The sequence below is a fragment of the Paenibacillus sp. JJ-100 genome, from assembly GCF_948329825.1.
Lineage (GTDB): Bacteria > Bacillota > Bacilli > Paenibacillales > Paenibacillaceae > Paenibacillus.
This window is the reverse complement of the sequence record NZ_CAOJCM010000001.1, coordinates 495050-516499: the sequence shown is the minus strand read 5'-3', so window position 1 is coordinate 516499 and position 21450 is coordinate 495050. Positions and strand designations below refer to the sequence as shown.

The following is a 21450-nucleotide window of genomic DNA, read 5'->3' as shown; positions in this document are numbered from 1 at the left end:
ATCAATTAATAGTTACTTTTAGTTACTTAATTATTAAAATAAATCTGTTGGTATAAAGTAAACAATTATTACCATTCAAGTTTCACTATTTTACAGCAAGGGAATAATGCATATGAACTTAATGAAATCTTTTCAATTCGAAGATCCCCATTATGCTGACGTTTGTATCGTTGGGGCAGGCCCAGGAGGCGTTTTGCTGTCGTATTTACTTCACCTGAAAGGTATATCCACATTATTAATAGAGCGTCAGCCTCATCTTCATAAATCGTTCCGAGGAGAGCTGTTAAACGCAGATGGGTTGGCCGTTTTAAAAAAACACGGTCTATATTCGCCTATCCAGGAGCTGGGTTTGCTCCCCTTAGAACAGATTCAATACTGGGAAGAAGGCCGCATTATACACACAATTGACCCCAATCCCGAAAAAGGCGAGTATGATGTAGGCGTTCACGTACCACAAAATCATCTTCTTGAAGCGATCACAGCTCAAACTGAAATTCAGAGTCCCCTGCACCAGGTTCGTTTTAACACAGTTATGACAGGTCTCCTTCGGGACGAAAGTGGTAAGGTCGCTGGTATTAACGTGCGGCAAAATGGAGTGCCTTCTTCCATTAAAGCATCCGTTATTGTAGGAGCCGATGGCAGATATTCGGCCGTGCGTAAACATGCCAGTCTTACGCCAGAGATTCGTAAACACGGTTATGATCTGTTGTGGGCACGTATCCCTGCACCCCCTGGGTGGGAGCCAGCTGTCCGCATGGCAAGTATGGAGGGGCAGCAACTCGCCCTTTTTTCACAGTACGGTGGTTATGTTCAGATCGGATGGAACATCCCCGAGGGAGGATATGCCGAGCTGCGTAAGCAGCCCTTTGCTCCGTTTGTTGGCAAACTCGTATCCGCCTTCCCTTGTCTTGCAGACTCCGTCGCCGCACATATCCAGAACTGGAGTGACTTTGTACTGCTGTCTGTAGAGAGCAGCTACAGTTCGCAATGGACGAAGGATAACGTGGTGCTTATTGGTGATGCTGCACATACGATGACACCTACAGGAGCCTTTGGTCTGAACGCCGCGCTCGAGGATGCCGATGTTCTCTCTGAGCTTCTCATACAGATGGCACAAGACGATTTCAGATCCGCTGATGTGCTACAAAAGCTGCAGACCATTCGAGGTCCCAAAGTGCAACAACAATTAGCGCGGCAAGTAGAGATGGAGGCCTCTTTTCAGCAGCGGTATGAATCCTATTCCTCAGCTATTATCTAAAATAGAGCAACTTCCTCTTTCGATAAGCTTCGTTGGAAGGACTACTTTTTTGGCAATATTTCGTTTGGATAGGAGTCGTTCAGCGATCAGCTCTACAGCGGTCTCCCCCATGTACTCCATATGTACTTTAATCGTTGTGAGTGGAGGCTGAATGAACTCCGCCATTGCAATATCGTTAAAACCGATAATGGATATCTCCTCAGGAACCTTGATGTCAGCTTCGTGAAGCGCACGAAGAGCACCAATAGCCATGGAGTCATTCTGCACCAGAAAGGCTGTCGGCCTTGAAGAAGACTCCAGTGCCTTTTTCATCATCTGATAACCATCCTCCGGGTACCAGTTGCTACCCATAAATACATGCGATGGTTCGTATAAATCATGCGTTTTGCACCACTCACCAAAGGCCAGCTCTCTTTCATCTCGTGTAGTTCTGCTATACTGATCGTTATGACCTCCGATATAACCAATCCGGGTATGCCCAAGGGCCTGCAAATAATTAAGTGCCCCCCGAACGGCATGTCCCATATCAAAAACAACCGAATCATAACGTTCATCGTCTGGTGAAGAATCCACGAATACTACCGCATCCAGATTGAGCGGGAAACAGTCCAGATCCTGTGACTCGAACCGTCCAATCGCAATGACTCCATCTGGAGGTTCTCCATTCCAGTCTATACTTTCCCCCGTGCTATGCTTGTACATTTTTACAAGTTCAAATTGATGTTTGAAGCATTCCCTCTCAATGCCGAGTCGTATCGCGAGATAATAAGGATCGAGCATTTCCTCTTGATCCGTATACCAGTTCATCAATCCGATTCGCCGTGTTTCTTTGGAACCCCCATTCGCTGAAGCGCCTCCATTACGCTCTCTTGGAGTTCGGTAGTTTAACTCCTGGGCAATCTCAAGTATGCGTTTACGTGTCTCGTCAGACACGGACAGTGTTGGATCATAATTAAGCACCCTGGAGACGGTGGCCATAGATACACCAGCCTGACCTGCAATATCTTTAATTGTTGCCATAGTTCATAACGTCCCTTTCTTCCGATCATCATTCAATTGTCCATCATCGTAGGGATGAATGGCTACTCTATAAACAGTGTATCAGATGTAAGTCAGGATGCCCACTTCTGCTGTTCTCCCTAATCGAGCTTGTGCAAAAGACGATGCAAGAAACCTCCCACCCACGATTCCGCGAGCAGGAGGTTTTGAGTTAGCTTTATCTCCGATACAGGTCCGATACAAGCATTAGTCCTTAAGCTGCATCAAATTATACAGCACTTGAACCGCCTCAGCGCGACTGGCTGTATGCTGAGGTGCAATGGATTTGGCTCCTTTACCATTCATCAGGCCAAGTTGCACCAGGGCACCCATCTGTGACTGTGCCCACACACTTGTGCGGTTTCCATCCACAAAATCATTCAACGCTTCCTTACCTGCCTCACTCACACCTGAACGTTGCAACTGTAAGGCATTATAAGTCATCACGGCCATCTGCTCACGTGTAATTTGTCGATCTGGTCCAAATGTGCTCTCTGACATCCCATTAACAATACCTGCTTGGTGAGCAGCCGCAACGTACGACGCATACCAGCGATCTTGGGATACATCGGTAAATCCTACAGATGATACTTCCTTGAGATCCAGCATGCGGGCAAGCAGAGCAGCAAATTCTGCTCTCGTCACTGCCTTATTCGGTGCAAACTGTGTATCACTAATTCCAGTAACAATATGCTGGGCAACCATAACTTCAACCGCCCGATCATACCAAGAGGATGGCTCAATATCACTAAACAATTTAGTAAAATTCATAACCCCATAAGTGCCCCAGCGGCTGAGTGGAATTTCGAAAGTTCTTGTCGCTGCATTCCACTTACTGCGTATAAACTCGGCTTCACCCTTATCGTTCCAGTAATACACTCCAGCTAGCAATGGATCGGTTCCAAGGTCTGTCTGCAGTTCCAGACTTCCTGGCTTCGTCAGGACCGGTTCAAGTTCACGAACAGTACCGTCCTCAAGCGTCGCAGTTATTCCCAGATTCTTAAATGATCCTGCAGGCTTGAACTGACCGCCCTTGTGCTGCCCAGCGGATCGAAGATTCGATTCTTGTTCTGTGGAAGAAACAGATGTTTCTTTCACATTCAACGATTTATAATTTGCACCAAGCTCCGATGCAATTTGTTTTAAGGCTTGATAAGGCAATGTAAGTTTAGTTCCACCCGAGAGTTGAATCTGCAGATCGGTTTCTTCCTGTATTGCCGTTGCGACTTGTTCACTTGTAAAAGATCCATTAATTCCAGTGGATGTATCGGTTCCCGGAATAGTAGGCGTTGATACCGGGGGATTCGATTGCCCATTTCCTCCAGAGCCGCCTCCGGCATTACCTGAACCGTCACTACTTGAACCTCCAACCGTATAGGTTGCGGTTGCCAAAGTAAAGGTACGGTCCAGTATAGAACCTTTCAAGATCAAGTTGTATTTCCCATTTGCAAGTGACGGGATAACCAGAGTCCCCTCTTTAGAAATGTTACCTGAACGAGCAGCTAGGAGATCTTGTTGGACAGCAACTCGCTCACCCGTTGTCGAATGAACCAGTTCAAGTATAATGGGCATCTGCAAATCTGGTGTCTGATTCTTGATGTAAGGTGAACTCGGAATATGATCGGCATAAGCGCTTACTCCCTCGTTCGCTGTCACCTTGTATACCGCTGTTTTCGTTCCGTCCACCGTTCGAATATCCAGATTGCCGTTCAGAACGCCATCTGCAACTCCAGCATCTGCGAAGTGTCTGCTATGCTGTGCAAATGACAAGTCAATGGACTTGGTATAAAATGCACTGTCATGCAAGCCATCTCGAATCTCCGCATAGTGATCTACACCTTTATTTTTCAGGTATTTATGAAGGTTCGCAACCGGCACATCGAATTTGTATACATCCTCATTGCCCGAATCGAAGAAAATAGAGTATCTTTTCAGCGCTTCAATAGGGTAAGACTGCACAATACTGACCGGGTTCTGATTCGCTTGAGTGAAGCTTAGTGCGCCCATATGACTGGCTGCTGAAGAGAACAGATCCGGGTACTGGAACCCGATGACAAATGAGCCGAAGCCCCCCATAGATACACCTGAGGTTCCTCTGTAACGTGCATCATCTATTGTTCTGAATTTCTGATCTACATGGGGTACCAGATCTTTGACCACCATATCCTGCCACTTTACGCCATCCGGACCTGTACCATTCACCCACCAACTTAATCCGGAAGAGTCTGGTATCACGACGATCATATCCTTGGATCTGCCAGCAGCGATCTCCCGATCCAAAATCTGATCTACTTTATCAATCTCATAAGATTCACTGTCGCTGTTAAACTGATGAAGCAGATAGACACTCGGATAACGCTTATCTGGCTGTGTTAAATAATTTTGCGGTAGATAGACTCTATATTTGACTAACCGCTTCGCACTTTCCGAATAAAACTCGGTCACGAAGAACAGCTTCTGGTCTCCAATCTCCAGCAGTTTACCACTCTCCTGCTGGTAGTATTGGGATACCGGACCTTGCTGAAGCACCGTCTCGGTGCCATCAGCCTTCGTTCCTGTAATGGTAACCTCGGCTGTGTACAAATAACGGTTATCCAGCGCAAATACATAAGGGTTACTTATTTTCGTTTGAATCGTTTTGTACTCTTTCGCCCACTGACGGCGTTTATCCAGAAGCTTCAGCTTGTCGATACCTTTCTCAAAATATTGAGGTGACAGCGTATCGGCATATGACGTCAGATTATTTTGATCCACTGCCTGATATTGTTTGGCCGCTAGTTCTTTGACAGCGGAGACAATGTTCTCAGCAGGGACTTCCGAAGGCAAATTTTTGGCCTTTTGCATCGCAGCCTTGGTATAGATTCCGATTGGTCCGGCATACCATCCGCCGCCACCATTATCGTTCAGCATATATACGGCGATCGTATTCACTTGCCCGCGTTTGAGAAGATTACTTGGAATCTTATATTCACGCGAAGCTGCCCAGAACGAAGACTGATACTTCCCATCGACGAACCCGGTCTCCCCAACCTTGACTCCATTAATATACGTCATATCGGCATCATCAATTTTGCCTGCCATCAAGGTTAGATCCTCATCTGGAAAATCATCTGGAACAAAAAACGTTCTCTGATACCAGGCCGCACCATAATAATTGTTCAATCCTTCATATCCGCCAAATCCATCGGTCCACCAGTCCAGGCCTGGCTGCACCGTTGCCCAATCACTTGTGTCCACTTGTTCTGATTCGCCCTGAATCGATGGTTGTGGATGAGAATCCTTTTTGAATTTCCAGTCCCCAAGCAGATCAATCTGAAGGTCTTCAGGTAGTGTCCCCGTTGGGGTAACGCGGATTAGCGGCTTAGAGCCCAAAGATACGGACTTGCCAAGCAAAGAAGCTTCCAGAGATACCGTGGTGCTTTTAGAATTGCCAAGTTGATGTACCGGAATCGTGAAACTGTCACTAAAATTCGCTTCTGTTGAACCAGTGACGATATCCCCAACATTTTTGCGATCACTATACAGGACGTTACCTTCTGGATCTGTAACTTTTAAAGCTATGGATAGATTGAAATCAACATCTGTTTCTCCATTCTGAAACCTTTCAGCAGCCGTCCGATCTAGATAAGTAGCGTAAGTAACACTAACCGTCTCCGTGTCTACACCTAACGCTTGAGGAGTGGCTGTAAAGCTTCCAGTAAGAAGACCCTCTCCGAATCTGGAGCTAAATGCACCGAGTGATCGATCCAAGTCAACAATTGAATTGTCAGACTCGTGATGGTCAGGGCGCATCTGGTATCCATGAGAGATCGATGTTGAGCGCAGATAATTATGAATATCATTCGTGGAGTTGTCTGCGTATGTATTCGGGTCATCTACTCCTCCATCCAGATATATCGAATACGCTTTCAACTCTTCCTCTGTTTTGTTTTTTAATAGAGTCATCGGATTCTTGCCAGCAACCGTCAACCCCAGAGGTGCACGATGGCTTCCAATAGAGCTGAAAGTTTCAGGGTGATTCAGCCCAATGACAAATGATTCGAACCCACCCATAGAAATACCGGTGATTGCTCTGTACTGTGGTTGGTTTATCGTCCGGTACTTCCCGTCAACAAAGGGAACCAGGTCATTAACGATCATATGTTCTAATCGGTCATGATCACCCTCTGCCTTTTGAGAGACGTCGCCCTCACTTCTTGTGTCCGGCATAATTACGATCATCTTCTGCAGCTTGCCCTCTTTGATCCATTGATCAAGTTGGCCTGCAATCCTGCTCTTCTCAAAGGTTTCACTAGTTTGGTTCTCCCCATGAAGTAGATACACGACCGGATACTTTCTTGTGCTGTCATAATATCCTTCAGGAAGGTACACCCGATAGCTCATCTCTTTCTGATCCATACTTGCGGACGTATATGTGGATGTGTAGAATCTGGAGTTTTGTGTGTCTAATGTACTTCGCACTTCGCTAGAATTCTGCTCCTGAACAACATTAGGAGAGTCTGCCAGAATGAGGCCCGGTGCTGACGTCAACACCAATACGGCTGATAATGCAGCAATTGGGATCGTTTTTGTTGCCACTTTTCTAGTGGATCTAGACTTTTTCACGAAATAACCCCCTCGGTCATATATGAGAACGTTTACAAATGTTCACACTCCATTTATACCATTATTTTTAGTAAAATATCAATATATATTTACTAAATTACAAGTAAAATTTTATATCCGTATTACTATGTTACTATTTACTTATCATTATTACTCACTTTAGTGAACATACGTTTTTGACAAACAAAAAAAGCTCCCACAATCGATGCGGAAGCCTACCTCGTGACACCTATCAAAAGATCATTAAGCCTTGTTGCTATTCATTGCATACACTCGCAATTCTGTAAGGGGTAGAGCTTGCATCTCCGGATGACGTAACGTTACCGTTCGGCTCTCTCCAGGTATCAGATCAAAATAATTATCACTAAACCGAGTCCGGCTCAGGGGCAACTCCAGCTTCACCATACGTGCGATTGCACCACTCGCAGTTACGGTTACTGATTGTTGCTCTTCGTTCACATGAACGCTGAGCTGGGACTGAGGCAGCACCACTTCCTTGGGATCACGCAAAAAGTACCGATTGATTGGCGCAGGAAATCCTTCCGATTGTAGTTCCACCATCACTTCCTCCGCCAGTTTATTCCCAAGCACTTCTGCTTCCTCCACTGATGTAATTCGTATCGATGACTGAGCTGGCACCTTGACTTCATGCAAGCTGGAGTGGAATCGTTCCCCGTGCAGGTCATAGACATTCAGCCGAAGTTGTCCTCTGATCTCCTCCAGCGTATCGTTAACGACCCATAGGGCAAGCGGGTGCTCCGGCTCATGTTCCAGGGACAGAAGTACGGGGTGAAAAAATGTTTTGGCATAATAAAACGAAGCCTTCGGCAACAGTTCATAATCGATCATAGACCAGCTGGTTCCCGGCCAACTGTCGTTGAGCTGCCACACCAGAGCACCGCTATTCCGATCGTTGATCCGTCTGAAATGTTCAATGCCATAACGTAGACCTTCCGCCTGTGTCAGCATGGAAAAGTTCATATATTCCTCTATATTACGAGGAATGCCCGTGTATCCTTCCATCAACAGAATACCTTTCTGATGATTGGTATCCTTGTTCCGATAGGCCATCTCAGGACTGCCCCAATAAAACTGGCCAGCGGGCATGTTTTTCTCCAGCGTATACCGATTGGCCGAAGCATGCATGCCAAATTCACTGCTGAATAGGGCGTGATCTTTTTTATAATTTTTGAACGTAACCCCTTCAATGCTATAATCCAGCACCGGGATTTCTCCTTGTTTTCTCGGGTATACCGAACCATGCCATACCTGCCAGTTGTGTCGATCCCCGGTATCTGGGTCATTCGCATCCTGTCCATCATGACTGCCATAAGGAGAAGATGGCCAGTACGGACGAGACGGATCAAGCCGCTCAAGTGTCTCTGGAATGAGCTCATGATAGATATGTTCCCCGTAGAACGGACTTGTGATATCACCGCTAGCTGTCTTCATGTCATACAACCAGTCGATTTCGTTGTTGCCGCACCACATTGCGAGCGAAGCCCGGTTACGTAGGCGAAGTATGTTATTTTCGATCTCCTGTTGTACATTGTGCATGAAGTCACGATTGAAATCCGGGAATAGTGCGTTAGCGAACGCAAAATCCTGCCAAACCAGCACGCCCTGTCGATCACACTCATCATAAAAGACATCTTTCTCATAGATGCCACCGGCCCACACTCGCAGCATATTCATATGCCCTTCCACCGACAGCTCCACAAGCTCACGATAACGCGAATTCGGGATGGTTCCAATCAGTTGATCCGCAGGAATCCAGTTTGCTCCCTTGGCATAGATTTTGACCCCGTTCAGGATAAAAGCAAAACGTCCCTCTCCCTGCCCATTATGTAGCGCCAGTTCAATCATCCGAATGCCATAAGGCTGGCAATACCGATCCAATGTGATGTCATCTGCATAGAGCGTAATCTCCAGAGTATACAGATAGGGATCTCCCAGATCATGAGTCCACCACAGTCGGGGATGAACCACGTCTAACGTTACATCTGCTTTCCCTTGTTCTACAGGCAAAGTAACTGCGCAAGCCACAACCTCTCCGTGTTGATCCAGAAGGCGAATATCACAAGTGATGACGTCAGCCTGCTTCCGTGTTTGCCTGCTGCGGAAGGATAACACAGACTGTACATCTGCTGTGACTTGTACTTGAGCCTGTTCCTTGCTTAAGGATTTCGTTCGGGCATACACATGCTGCAACTTCGCAATCGTACTGCGCTCCAGTCGAACAGCTCCCCATATCCCCACTGTAACGATGCGCGGCCCCCAGTCCCAACCAAAATTCATCGCTGCTTTGCGTAGCCATGGGCGTTCTTTCGTGTACGAAGACCAGTCAAACGTCTCTTTATCATTATGATGAAGATGGAGCGGATCAAACCGCACCGCAATCGAATTCCAGCCGCTTCGCACCAATCGGGTCACATCCAATGTGTGAGACATCAGCATATTCGCTGTTTTTCCAGCCTCATGTCCATTGACGTAAATCGTAGCGAAGGTGTCCAAACCTTCAAACACTAATTCAAAATGTTCCTCGATTGATGTATCCAAGTCCAGATTAAACGTCGTCCGATACCACCACTCCTTCTGCTCGATCCAGCGACTCTTGGCATCGTTATGTCCAAAATAAATCGGATCTATAATGCCGCGCTCGATAAGTGCTCCATGAACGTCACCTGGTACCGCTGCTCCAATCCAAAATCGGTCATCCAGCGTTGCAGCAGCGACATCCATTGCCTGCCTTTCTCCAACCTCGTAATGCTGTATCCTCCACTGTCCTGATAAATCCAAACTTGAACGACGGACGTTTACCATTGCACTCTTGCTCCTCCCTGGCTGCCTGAAGATTTGAAACCGAGTGCCTGTTCCCGGTATTCACTCGGTGTTTTGCCTGTATGCTTTTTGAACAGTCTGCTAAAATACTTCACATCTTCATAACCGCTAATCGCTGCGATTTCACTTACTTTCGCTGGTGATACCGCGAGCATATCCATCGCCCGTCTGATCCGTATGTCCGTAACGAAGTCACCAAAGGTCACGCCCATCTCTTTTTTAAACAATTCACTGAGATGCCCTGGATGCAAATGCACATGTCCTGCCACCTGCTGCAAGCTGATATCCTGTGTCAGCGAAGTCTCAATATAACCAATCGCTTTTTGCACATGGGCAGCCTGCCCCTGTCCCATACGACTGTGATAGGCATGCATCAGATCATACAGATGATGAAACAATTCATCTCCGATCTCAGTAGCTTGCTTCTCCGGTTCGGGTGTCCAAGGCTCGAGTCGTGTGGGTTGTTCTCTCCCAATTGACTGTAGTGTTCGCGCCAGCCAGCGGTGTCCTGCAATAACCACCGAGTGCAGACAAGCCGCATATGATCCAGGGGTGACGTCAGGTTCAGCAATCAGCTTCACAATCAGCTCACGTATCCACGTCGTGAGACTAACCGGATCATTGTCCAGTAGCAACGTACCCAGCGTGGTTTCCTCTTCATGTGTCAGTACCGTTTTGCCACCTTGCCTGCTACTGATCTCCTCATATCGCCACACTTTGTCATCCTTCAGCCCCCGATAGCGAAAGGCAGTCATTGCCGTTTGATAGCTACGGTGTAGTTCCGAGGCGTGCTGAACAGCCTCACCAACCGCAGCGCGAAGTGAACATTTCAGCCATTGCTCTATTCGACTTATCCCATCTTCCAACCTGTATACGCTTGCTTCGAGCTCAGAAGCTAAAGGTAAAACGCAGACTATATGCTGCTTCTCAATCTGTGCGATTGCCCCAGACAACACATCTTCCAGCATGTTTTGCACAGCGAACCGGAGAAGTGCATCCGAAGAACGGCTCCAGCCCTCCGCCTGAATTAAAACCACTTGCCTACTCATTGGGCGTTCGGTGCTGCTACTCTCTCGTATGCATGATTGAACAGGAGAAATATTTTCCTCGCCAAATGCCAAAGAGGATGGGCACCTCCCCGCATCCGTATTGCCTTCAATCACCCATTCGATAAACTGTCTTTCCCGATTCTCACGTAACCATTGTCCTTCTCGGGATTTCTCTGCCCAGCGTTCTGTAATCCTTGTCTTGGCTTGCAGCACCGTTTTGATAATCTCTTCCGGTTTGCTCGTTTTGAGCAGATAGTCCGTGACTCCATTACGAATAGCTTGCTGTGCGTATGAGAAATCATCGTAACCTGATAAAATAATGACCTCCAGCTCTGGAAGTAAATGCAGCGCTTCTTCCGCCAGCTCCAGCCCCGACTTGCCATTCATCCGAATATCGGTCATCAGAATATGCGGGCGTTCCTCGGCTATACGTGTTAATGCTTCTTCCGCCGAAACAGCTGGATGAAGGAGTTCGATACCAAGTTCGTGCCAGGCAATAACGCTAGCAAGACCTGTGCGAATAATGACTTCGTCATCAACAATTAATAATCTCATCGTGATTCCTCCAGGATTGGAATGGAGAACGAAATTCGTGTACCTCCTCCCTCTCTGCTGTCTACTTCCAACAACGCATCTGTTCCATAATGGAGGAGCAATCTTTCGTTTACATTCCGAAGACCATACCCTCCATCGGACAACGAATGCTCCAGTTGAAGCTGCTCCCCTTTGGACTTCTCTTTTGAATGGCTGCCTTGAGGCAATACGCTACGCTCATCCGTGGGCACAAGATTTGCCCGCAATTGCTCGAGCTTATCCGGAGCCATCCCTGCACCATCGTCCAACACCAGGATGTTCATTCGTTCGACCATTGCGTCCTTCTGAATCATGATCGTAATGGTGCCTCTGCTTCCCGTAGGCTGAATCCCGTGAATCATCGCATTCTCCACCAGTGGCTGCAGTAGAAGCTTCAGCATCATTCGCTGCTCCAATGCCGGATCAACAATATAATGCAGCACGAACTGATCCGGGAAACGAATGGACTGCACACGCACATAATGACGGATATGCGCAATTTCTTGGGCCACCGGACAGTAATCCTGTCCTTTGTTCAGACTGATTCGCAGAAAATCACTCAGACCTTCTACCATATCTGCGATCCGGCTTTCTTTGGACATGAGCGCGATCCAGTGTATAGAGGAGAGCGTGTTATAGAGAAAATGAGGATTAATCTGTGCCTGAAGCACTCGCAGATCTGCTTCTTTTTTACGAGCTTCACCGCGGATAATCTCTTCTTTCAGCATCTCAATATGTGCACCAAGCAGATTGTAACTCTCGCCCAACTTGCCAATCTCATCATCGCTCTCTGTTTGAAATAAAGGCAAGGGACGTTTCGGGTCCATTCGAGACAGATGCCTGGTTAAAACAAGTAGCGGCCTTGTAACCCTGCGAACCGTGAACCAGACCAAGCCGCCACTAATTAACGCTGACAAGGCAACTGCAATCGCTGTCAAAATAATAAGGTAACTATTCTCGGATTTATATTGTTCGTAAGGAACCATGCCAACCAGCATCCACCCCGTTAATTCCTCAGGGTAATAAAGCACCGTACGTTTCCGTTCTTTCTCGCCATAGGTGGTCGTTCCACTAAGCCCCTTCTCCATCCGCGTGATAAGTCCTGGTTCAAGATCAGACACATTCAGCCCAAGTCGGGATTTGTCCATAGAGGACAGCACCTCTCCTGTGTTACCAATTAACTCCAAACTACCTTCGCCTCTGCCCAGTCCGAGTGCAGGCCAACCTTTGGAAATCGCACTTTCATTCAAACTGATCGTAAGCCAGCCGATGGGACGATAATCGTGGATGCTACGGATCGGCCGAATCAAGGTAATGACATTTTGAATCCCGGCGTAATTGCGAACCGGATAGACCCCCGTCCACCTTTTATCCGCGTTACCGCTAGGGAGAGACGGATAAAATAGACTACCCCCGTCAGGTTCATACCAGGTGGCTGTAGACAACGCCGCATCAAAACGCCCGGGATAAATGGCAATGCTGGCGATGTATTTTTTGGATGCAGCCAGGTTTGTCATTCGCCCCAAAATGTCCAAGCGATCTCGTTCATGATCCTCATCCCGGCTTAGGTACTGTTGAATATCCCGTTCGCCAATGAGGAAAATAGATAAATTCTCTGCATCCTGGAGCATGTAACGAAGATTGGCCTCTACTTGTTTCAACGTATCCATCCCTGACAGCTTTGTTTTTTCTTCCGTAATACGTGAAGAGAACAGGAAAGCAAACAGTCCAAGCGCCAGCAGCGGCACAATCATTGAAGCTGTGACCACCACGGACAGCTTTCGCTGTAGTGAAGATGTAAGCCAGCGAACCAACTCTCTTCCTCCTTTGGATACGCTTTCGCTTATCCTTTGACTGCACCTGCTGTCATGCCCTTCATGACCTGTTCCTGGAAGATCAAATAGACAATAATCGTAGGAATAACGGACAGGGTCATGGCAGCAAGCGTTAGACCGTAATCAGTCTGATATCCGTCCGCAAAGTTTGCAATAGCAAGCGGTAACGTTTTTAATCCGGTTTTATTAATAAATACAAGGGCGAATGAAAAGTCATTCCACGCATGTAAGAAACTCAAAATGGTCACGGTGGATAGTGCAGGCAGGGACATCGGAAGCATGATTCGGGTGAAAAGCCCCCAAAGCCCGGTTCCATCCATAAATGCCGCTTCTTCAATATCTCGCGGAATGCTGATCAGATAGGCTGTAAGCACAAAAACCGCTGTTGGCAATGCAAACGCAGTATAAGGCAGGATCAGTGCCCAATACGTATTGAGCAAGGACATCTGTTTCATCAAAATAAATAACGGAACGAGCGTGCTATGAATGGGAATGAGCATGCCTACAACGAAAAACGTCATAATCAGCCCTTTCCAGCGAAATTGGAAACGTGCCAGAATAAATGAAGCCAGTGCCGCGATAAACAGTGTCAGGATCAGTGATCCAATCGATACCGTTAGTGAATTGCCAAAGGCAGTTCCGAGTTTTGAACTTTCCCAGGCATTCGTGAAATTGGCCGCATTCCAGTGAGCCGGTAGACCAAAGGGTCTGCTGTAGAAATCCTCATTCGTTTTAAACGCACTAATTACAAGCCAATAAAACGGATACAATGTTAAAATACCATAGACCGTGAGAAGCGTCCAAACGATTCCGCTGCGCATTCGGCGAATGGGATGTCCTGTGTGGCTTCGTGGTGTGGGCATGGATACAGGTGTTACTCGCATAATCTTGCCTCCTCTCTATCGGTTTTCTTTGCGTTTCCGGCTCGTCACCCACTGGCTTGTTCCGATGAGCAGCAATGAAATCAGAACAATGGTCGTGGAGATCGCACTACCGAAACCATATCGGTACGTTGTAAACGTGGAGTTATACATATACGTCGCAAGCAGCTCCGTCGCATGAGCTGGCCCGCCTTTTGTCATGATATAGACCAGATCAAACGATTTCAGACTGCCTGAGATACACAAAATTATAGCGACCTGAACTGTACCCCAGATCATCGGTAGAGAAATGGAAACCAGTTTGCGGATACCCGATGCGCCATCTATTTTCGCAGCGTCATGGATCTCACCCGGAATATTCTGCAATGCGGAGATGAAAATAATCAGATACAGTCCTACAAAGCTCCAGAGCAAGGGCGGCACCAATGAGAATATGGCGATCTTCGCATCCGACAGCCATTGCAGCTTCCAACTCTCCAGCCCCAGCGCATCCAGCAGGAAATTCAAAATACCGATCTGCGGATGATAAATGTACTGCCAGATCATGCCAATGACAACGGTCGACAGTACCATCGGCAGGAAGACAGCCGAGCGCAAAAACCGCTGAAGCGGATTGCTTTTGTGTAACATAACGGCCAGCATCAGTGCCAATGGAATCTGGCCAAATACCGAAGCCAGTACAAAAATGACGTTATTTTTCAAAGCCCGCCAAAAGATAGCATCATTCCATATTTCTACATAGTTGCTCAGGCCAATGTACGTAGATGCACCTATGCCCGACCAGTTAAAAAAACCGTAGTACGCAGACCATACCACAGGCACAAACACAAATAATGCATAGATAATAACTGCTGGAGCAAGTCCCAGCATAATGAAACGCCGACTTTGCAATGCGTTCAATTGGTTCACTTCCCCTCGTTATCGCCTTTCAATTCTGTTCAGCAGTAGCTTTAATCTGTCAATTAAAAACCCCTCCCCTGCCGGGAAGGGGAATGAACTGCGCTTACTTCATGAGCTATCAGCCTGTAATCTACTGCTTCACCGCATTGGCTTGCGCTGCCTGAATTCGGTCTGCTATGTCCTCTGCTTTACCGCCCATTAGCAGCTCCTGCAACCCGTTATTAATGACCTCAACCGTAGCCGATCCCAGCTTGGAATCGTATACTGGCGTAATTTTCACTTCCTGCATCAGGTCGTACAGCTCTACAAATAATGGATGAGCTTTCGACTTATCCAGATCAATGTTGTAGCTAACTAATGTACTGCTATTCAGCGTAGCTTTCTGCCCATCGGGTCCAGCCAGTGCGTAGAACAGTTCCATCGCAGCTTCTTTTTGAGCACCGTTTAGCTTTTTACTGACGCCAAGACCCGTCCCAACGACTCCTGATGTCGTTCTTGGTTCACCCTTGCCGCCCTCTACAGGGGGAAGGATTGTAATATGCGTGTTGCTCAGCACTTCTTCCGGTGCATTGTTAACGAGGTTGGCCAGCGCCCATCCGCCGTTCATCACCATCGCTGTTTTACCTTGAAAATAAAGCTGCATCATCTGTGTCTCATCAATGCTGTTGAATCCGTCCTGGAAAGCTTTGATGTTGCCAAGCTCCTGCATTTTCTTCAACGCTTCAACGAATTGCGGATCAGTGAAACTTGCCCCATCCTGAGCTACTGCTTTCAAAAACCAGTCTGTACCCGTCACCCGGTCAGCCAGCGTACTGAAAATGGTGGACTGTGCCACCCAGTTCGTTTTGTTGCCAAGCGCCATCGGGATAATTCCCTTTTCGTTAAAAGTAGCAACCGCCTGTTCCAGTTCAGCCCACGTTTCAGGAACCTTTACGCCATGTTCTTTAAATAACGCATCGTTATAATAAATGAAAGAGCTGGGCGCCAGATTCATCGGTACAGAGTAAACATTGCCGTCCACGGTATATCCATCAAGTGCATTCGGAATAAAATTGTCTTTCCATTCCGGCTTGGCGTCGAGTTCTGCGTTAATCGGCTGCAATAGATCTCCTTTCACGAACTCCTTCGTCATCGCATCCGGCCACATCACAAACAGATCTGGCATCTCATTGGCTGCCGCGACTGTGCGCAGTCTGGTCTTCAGTCCGTCCGTAGGCAAGCCTTCATCCACCACCTCGATGTCTGGATGTGCTGTGCGGAAATCCTCGATAATCTTTCGCATCGCCACCGCTTTGGCGTCTTGCCCCGTCCAGTTATGCCAGATGGTCACCGAGACTTTGTCACTGCCGCTGCCGGCTTCGGAAGAATCACCGCTTGTGCACCCTGCCAGAATCACTGCGAACATCGTTAGTGCCAGCATGCCAGAAAACCACTTTTTCCACATCTTGATACTCCCCCTTGAGCATTTGATATCTGTAATTGTAAATGGTAACGCTATCATAACGTAAGGTGACGATCCACGGATGCAGGGGTGAATATGATCGGTTCCCTGCTTACATATCAAAAAAAGCCCTCCCCAGAACAATGCGAAAAAGTTAAATACCTTCATCACATTGCTCCCAGTGAGAGACTTTAACGATGGTTACTGAATTCCATATCATAGACAGCCCATCCGTTATTGAAGACTGTTTTTTATCAATGTTGCAAAAGCCTTAGAGCCTTCGACGGTCAGATGTACTCCGTCCTTCTCAAAATATTCATCATGCCCTTCACTTGCCTGATTCCAGTCAATGAGGGAAACGTTGCTATAGCTGGAGGCTGCATCAGTCAATGCCTTGTTGACCGTATGCTCCCAAGGACGTGGCACACGCACTGTAACGAGGTACACCCGGGTTTTATCCTCCAAGCCATCAAGGACCGATTTCAAATTTTTAGAGTTAAACGAGCCGTTTGTTCCCAGCTCCAGCACCACTTCGCTGCCCAATTGCTTATTACTCTTCAGTTCCCGCAGTACATCCCCAGCCTGCCACATCTGACGACCGACATGACCATCGACATACACACCGGAGATATTTTGTTCCAGATATGGCTTGGCATCCAGAATAACGGAGTCTCCAATAATGGTATATTGGATTTTCCCATCCTGCTTGGCCGGTTTCGAACCTGGTGTAGCCCTGTCGCCAGATTGGTTTTGCTGGACATTTCCCCCCTCCGACTCGGATTCTGCATCTGACTGAGCAACAGGATTCTTTTGCTCGGAATCCACAGGTTTAGTGGTAGCCGGCATAACGTCTTGTCCCTGTTCCTCAGCCGATTTGTCTCCGTTTAACACCGTTGATAGAGATACCGAATGGGAATCTGAATTGGCGGCAACGGGCAGCATCATTCGTGAGACGCTGTAACATAATAACAAGAGTGTCATTAACAGTCCTGTCCGTTTCAACCATACATGACGAGGAACGAACGACACCCCGCCTTTTCCCCACAGTTTGGACAAGGAATCCCGAAATCCATTATACCGAATCGGATTTTCAATATATTTAAGCGATATGGACGCTAGGAAGACTGTTGCGACTACTTGTAAAAGCATGCGTACAGGATGTGCATCGCCGGTATCTACAGCTGGACTAGTCAAAACGATAACCGGATAATGCCACAGATATAATCCATACGAACGTTCACCGATCCACCGGAATGGTTTGGCTCCAATGATATGTGCCAGTATGGACGAAGGATGCGCGAGCACAGCGACCAGAACGGTTGCAGCAATTGTCTGAAGCAGCATACCTCCTTGATATAGAAAAGGATCGTACTCACTGGTGGTCAACATCATGTAGATCAATACACCAAGAGCAGCGAGACCACATCCATCCAATACTATTCGACTCATCCCGGACAATCCACTCGACAGCTTGCGGCTCGGCCAGATGACTGCTAACGCGGCACCTGCAAGCAGTGCGAATGCACGCGTATCTGTTCCATAATACACACGGCTGGGGTCCAGATCCGGATTATACATGATAGCCATTGCGCCAGCGGACAGCTCAGCTGCAACGATGATAAAAACGACCAGCCATCCTTTTCTTTTGAACAATACAATGGCTGCGATCAGCAGAATAGGCCAGACCAGATAGAACTGCTCTTCCACAGCCAGCGACCAGAAATGTCCAAAAGGAGATGGTGGGCCGAAACTTTCGAAGTAAGAAACATTGTGATAGATATACCACCAATTGCTTATGTATGTAATACCGGATACGATATCCCCTCGCAGTGAAGCAAGCCGGGAGGAATCTGTGCACAGTAGCCAGAGCATGACTACCACTGTCAACGTCAACATACCGGGTAGCAGACGTCTAAATCGCCTTAACCAAAAATCACCGAGAGCGATACGTCCATGCTCGTGCCACTGAGTTAACAAAATATCCGTAATCAGATAGCCAGATAGAACAAAAAATATACCTACACCGAGCAGACCACCCGGAATAAAATCCAAATTCAGATGATAAGCGATTACACCAACTACCGCGATGGCACGTAAGCCATCCAGTCCATTCATATGCCTCTTTCGGTTCACTGATTGTGACATGCTTGCCCCTCCTTGTTGCAATGAGTACACATCCATGGGGGGCTGGGCGTCATAATCATTCTCAAGCTTTCAGTCATTCTGGTTGTTATTAACATACGTATTGCACCTTCCGTCTTTCATTTACAACATATACACTAAACCGTATAATGATGGAACCTTTTGCTAGCACAACTAGCTGTAAAATCATACTCCATATTCAACAATTAGCATAGTGCTTTTCATGGACTGGACAATATTACCTCTGTTCATTCAATAGAAAAAGCTGCCGACTTGCTCGGCAGCCACTATCCATTATAACCGGAATGTAACCGGATTGTATGCTTTACTGATAATTGATCCTTCCTGCCTAGGACCCTAGAGGTGCCGAGGAGCAGGCACAGGATTTCTTTTCGGCATGGTTCGTTCTACTTACCATCTTTCAAGAACCGCTCGATTCGAGCTTTAATTGAATCACGAACCTCAGCGAATGTAGCTGTGATTTCTTCTTCTGTACCTGTCGCCTTGGCTGGATCATCGAAGCCCCAGTGCCATCTTTCGGCTTTGTCATTACGTACAACTGGACAATTATCGTTGGCATGACCACAAAGCGTGATGATATAGTCTGCTTGTTTTAAAATCTCTTGATCAATCACATCTGATGTATGACTCGAAATATCGATTCCAGCTTCTTTCATCGTTTGAACAGCACGAGGGTTTAAGCCATGCGCCTCTAATCCAGCACTTCTCACCTCGTATTTATCGCTACCAAGTGCCTTTAAAAATCCATCGGCGATTTGGCTTCTGCAAGAGTTTCCTGTACACAAAAAGTACACAAGTGGTTTGTTGTTCATGATTATTGATCTCCTTCGTCTTTGGTTTGGTTTACTTGTACTTTCGCTTCGCCTGATTTCGAGTTAATCCAGGCTTTTATGATCATTGCGATAACAACAAACATCGCTGTTATTAGGGCAATCATTAACCAAACGTTTATGTTTGTTGAATGAATCAAGTGTAGCCATAAATACAGTCCTGTTAACGTGATAAAGAGCGTTGGGATGGTGAGCACAATCCCTATTTTGAAATAACTTCCCCATGTGATTTTTACATCTTTTCGAGACAGTACATGTAGCCACAAAAGTGTGGCGAGCGATCCGATCGGTGTAATTTTTGGACCCAAGTCACTGCCAATAATATTGGCGTAAATCAGCGATTCCCGAATGACACCTTGCGTACTCGTTCCATCAATAGCAAGCGCATCAATCATCACTGTCGGCATATTGTTCATAACCGAAGACAATACTGCAGCTAGAAAGCCCATGCCAAGTGTCGAGATGTAGAGTCCCTGGTCGGCAATAGCTTGAATGACCTTACCAAGTTCATCCGTCAATCCCACATTTCGCAGTCCATAAACGACGACGTACATACCAATCGAGAAAATGACGATTGCCCATGGAGCCCCTTTAATGAGCTTCCAAGTTTGAATAGCATGACTCCGCCTTGCAGCTAAAATAAACAAGATGGCTATAACCCCAGCGATAACAGACACCGGAACTTGAATGAACTCGCTCATTAAGTACGCAATCAGTAGTACGGCTAAGATCACCCAAGATATGTTGAACAGCTTCTTATCCTTAATCGCTTCGGCTGGCTTTTTGAGCTGACTGACTTCGTAGTTTCCTGGGATACTCTTTCTAAAGAACAAGAACAGGACTAAAAGACTTGCCAATATTGAAAAGAAATTCGGAACAATCATACGACTTGCATACTCCACAAAGCCAATACCAAAGTAATCGGCAGAAACGATATTGACGAGGTTACTCACGACGAGCGGCAGTGAAGTTGTATCTGCAATGAAACCACTAGCGATGATAAAAGGTAAAATCATCTTTGGATCAAATTTGAGCGCTCGGACCATAGCAAGCACAATGGGCGTTAAGATCAGTGCGGCACCATCATTTGCAAAAAATGCTGCGACTCCTGCACCAAGTAGCACAACATAAACGAACATCAGCTTGCCATTACCTCTCGCGAGCTGCGCCATGTGTAGAGCAGCCCATTCAAAAAATCCAATTTCATCTAAAATCAGTGAAATTAAAATAATGGCTACAAAAGCAAGCGTGGCGTTCCATACGATTCCTGTAACCGTACCTACATCGGATAGACTGACAACCCCAAAAAGAAGAGCAAGGACAGCTCCAGCTGACGCTGCCCATCCAATATTAAGCCCCTTAGGTTGCCAAATCACAAAAGTCAGTGTCAGCAAAAAGATTAAAATCGCGATAATGCTCATGCTTCCTCCTGAGGACCGCAGCAGTTTTTCAATCCTGCTATTTTAGCTTTCATGGACGGCAGATAAGGATACACACACTGAACATATGCCTCTGCATCTGGATTCAGAGAGTAGTACACCCACTGTCCTTTTTTCTTCTCATTAAGGAAACCGGCTGCCTTTAGTTTTCGAAGATGCTGACTGGCGTTTGGTTGTGACATACCAATAATGTCTGTGATATCACATACACAGAGTTCTTGTTCCTGAAGTAGTGCAATGATCGTCAAACGTGTTTTATCTGCTAATAACTTATAAGCCTCAGCCATCTCCTGAATTTTTTGTTCCATTTGGACACCCCCACTAATTATTCTCGCCCGTTTCATATAATGATATAAGCATATAATAAATCACTTATATAATCAACGACGAATATGATTTCCAAAAACACTTCATTACACTTGCCATACCCGTAGTTGCTGCATGTTTTGTACAACTCCCTCTCCTAACCTCTCGTTCGTATGTTCAAAGGTTGTGGATTTTGAGGAAACGGCGATTCGAACTCTACAATGAATCAAATTCCTGTGGAAGTTATGAACTGACTCTCTTTCGTCCATACTATTACCTACGAATATCATG

General features: G+C 46.7%; 13 protein-coding genes. 1 reads left to right on the top strand and 12 read right to left on the bottom strand.

The genetic code is table 11. From position 1 onward, the window contains the following. The first annotated feature begins 112 nt into the window (after positions 1 to 112). A complete protein-coding gene (locus PQG66_RS02670) occupies positions 113 to 1258 on the top strand; it encodes an FAD-dependent monooxygenase (RefSeq protein WP_272034799.1) in 1146 nt (381 codons plus the stop codon). Here PQG66_RS02670 and PQG66_RS02665 read toward each other — a convergent pair. The 12 genes from PQG66_RS02665 to PQG66_RS02610 form a co-directional block, all read right to left on the bottom strand. Continuing rightward, positions 1244 to 2278, bottom strand: coding sequence for a LacI family DNA-binding transcriptional regulator (locus PQG66_RS02665; protein ID WP_272034798.1), 1035 nt, complete (start codon positions 2276 to 2278; stop codon positions 1244 to 1246). The genes PQG66_RS02670 and PQG66_RS02665 overlap by 15 nt on opposite strands. Positions 2279 to 2503: 225 nt before the next feature. Beyond that, complete coding sequence (locus PQG66_RS02660) at positions 2504 to 6901, bottom strand: alpha/beta hydrolase-fold protein (RefSeq protein WP_272034796.1); 4398 nt, start codon at positions 6899 to 6901, stop codon at positions 2504 to 2506. Between the two features lie 243 nt (positions 6902 to 7144). After that, on the bottom strand, positions 7145 to 9724 hold the full coding sequence (locus PQG66_RS02655) for a beta-mannosidase (protein WP_272034794.1): 2580 nt from the start codon (positions 9722 to 9724) through the stop codon (positions 7145 to 7147). Beyond that, positions 9718 to 11346: a helix-turn-helix domain-containing protein gene (locus PQG66_RS02650; RefSeq protein ID WP_272034792.1), complete on the bottom strand. Its 1629-nt coding sequence runs from the start codon at positions 11344 to 11346 to the stop codon at positions 9718 to 9720. The genes PQG66_RS02655 and PQG66_RS02650 overlap by 7 nt, the downstream gene beginning before the upstream one ends. Next, a complete protein-coding gene (locus tag PQG66_RS02645) occupies positions 11343 to 13178 on the bottom strand; it encodes a sensor histidine kinase (protein ID WP_272034789.1) in 1836 nt (611 codons plus the stop codon). Before PQG66_RS02645 ends, PQG66_RS02650 begins: the two co-directional genes overlap by 4 nt. Positions 13179 to 13207: 29 nt before the next feature. After that, positions 13208 to 14062 (bottom strand): carbohydrate ABC transporter permease, encoded by an 855-nt coding sequence (locus PQG66_RS02640; RefSeq protein ID WP_272036423.1) that lies wholly within the window; start codon positions 14060 to 14062, stop codon positions 13208 to 13210. A gap of 36 nt (positions 14063 to 14098) precedes the next feature. Then, on the bottom strand, positions 14099 to 14980 hold the full coding sequence (locus PQG66_RS02635; RefSeq protein WP_272034787.1) for a carbohydrate ABC transporter permease: 882 nt from the start codon (positions 14978 to 14980) through the stop codon (positions 14099 to 14101). Positions 14981 to 15110: 130 nt separating this feature from the next. After that, positions 15111 to 16424: an extracellular solute-binding protein gene (locus PQG66_RS02630; protein WP_272034785.1), complete on the bottom strand. Its 1314-nt coding sequence runs from the start codon at positions 16422 to 16424 to the stop codon at positions 15111 to 15113. A gap of 231 nt (positions 16425 to 16655) precedes the next feature. Then, complete coding sequence (locus PQG66_RS02625; protein WP_272034783.1) at positions 16656 to 18566, bottom strand: acyltransferase family protein; 1911 nt, start codon at positions 18564 to 18566, stop codon at positions 16656 to 16658. A gap of 404 nt (positions 18567 to 18970) precedes the next feature. Beyond that, the gene (gene arsC / locus PQG66_RS02620) at positions 18971 to 19396 is read right to left on the bottom strand and encodes an arsenate reductase (thioredoxin) (protein WP_272034781.1); all 426 of its coding nucleotides are present in this window, start codon (positions 19394 to 19396) and stop codon (positions 18971 to 18973) included. Between the two features lie 2 nt (positions 19397 to 19398). Then, a complete protein-coding gene (locus PQG66_RS02615; protein WP_272034779.1) occupies positions 19399 to 20835 on the bottom strand; it encodes an arsenic transporter in 1437 nt (478 codons plus the stop codon). After that, on the bottom strand, positions 20832 to 21161 hold the full coding sequence (locus PQG66_RS02610) for an ArsR/SmtB family transcription factor (RefSeq protein WP_272034777.1): 330 nt from the start codon (positions 21159 to 21161) through the stop codon (positions 20832 to 20834). The genes PQG66_RS02615 and PQG66_RS02610 overlap by 4 nt, the downstream gene beginning before the upstream one ends. Positions 21162 to 21450 lie beyond the last annotated feature (289 nt).

Bases quoted from the DNA above. Each gene is read 5' to 3' on its own strand.
- PQG66_RS02670 (WP_272034799.1), top strand. From the start codon at position 113: ATGAACTTAATGAAATCTTTTCAATTCGAAGATCCCCATTATGCTGAC.
- PQG66_RS02665 (WP_272034798.1), bottom strand. From the start codon at position 2,278: ATGGCAACAATTAAAGATATTGCAGGTCAGGCTGGTGTATCTATGGCC.
- PQG66_RS02655 (WP_272034794.1), bottom strand. From the start codon at position 9,724: ATGGTAAACGTCCGTCGTTCAAGTTTGGATTTATCAGGACAGTGGAGG.
- PQG66_RS02650 (WP_272034792.1), bottom strand. From the start codon at position 11,346: ATGAGATTATTAATTGTTGATGACGAAGTCATTATTCGCACAGGTCTT.
- PQG66_RS02640 (WP_272036423.1), bottom strand. From the start codon at position 14,062: ATGCCCACACCACGAAGCCACACAGGACATCCCATTCGCCGAATGCGC.
- PQG66_RS02630 (WP_272034785.1), bottom strand. From the start codon at position 16,424: ATGTGGAAAAAGTGGTTTTCTGGCATGCTGGCACTAACGATGTTCGCA.
- PQG66_RS02625 (WP_272034783.1), bottom strand. From the start codon at position 18,566: ATGTCACAATCAGTGAACCGAAAGAGGCATATGAATGGACTGGATGGC.
- arsC (WP_272034781.1), bottom strand. From the start codon at position 19,396: ATGAACAACAAACCACTTGTGTACTTTTTGTGTACAGGAAACTCTTGC.
- PQG66_RS02615 (WP_272034779.1), bottom strand. From the start codon at position 20,835: ATGAGCATTATCGCGATTTTAATCTTTTTGCTGACACTGACTTTTGTG.
- PQG66_RS02610 (WP_272034777.1), bottom strand. From the start codon at position 21,161: ATGGAACAAAAAATTCAGGAGATGGCTGAGGCTTATAAGTTATTAGCA.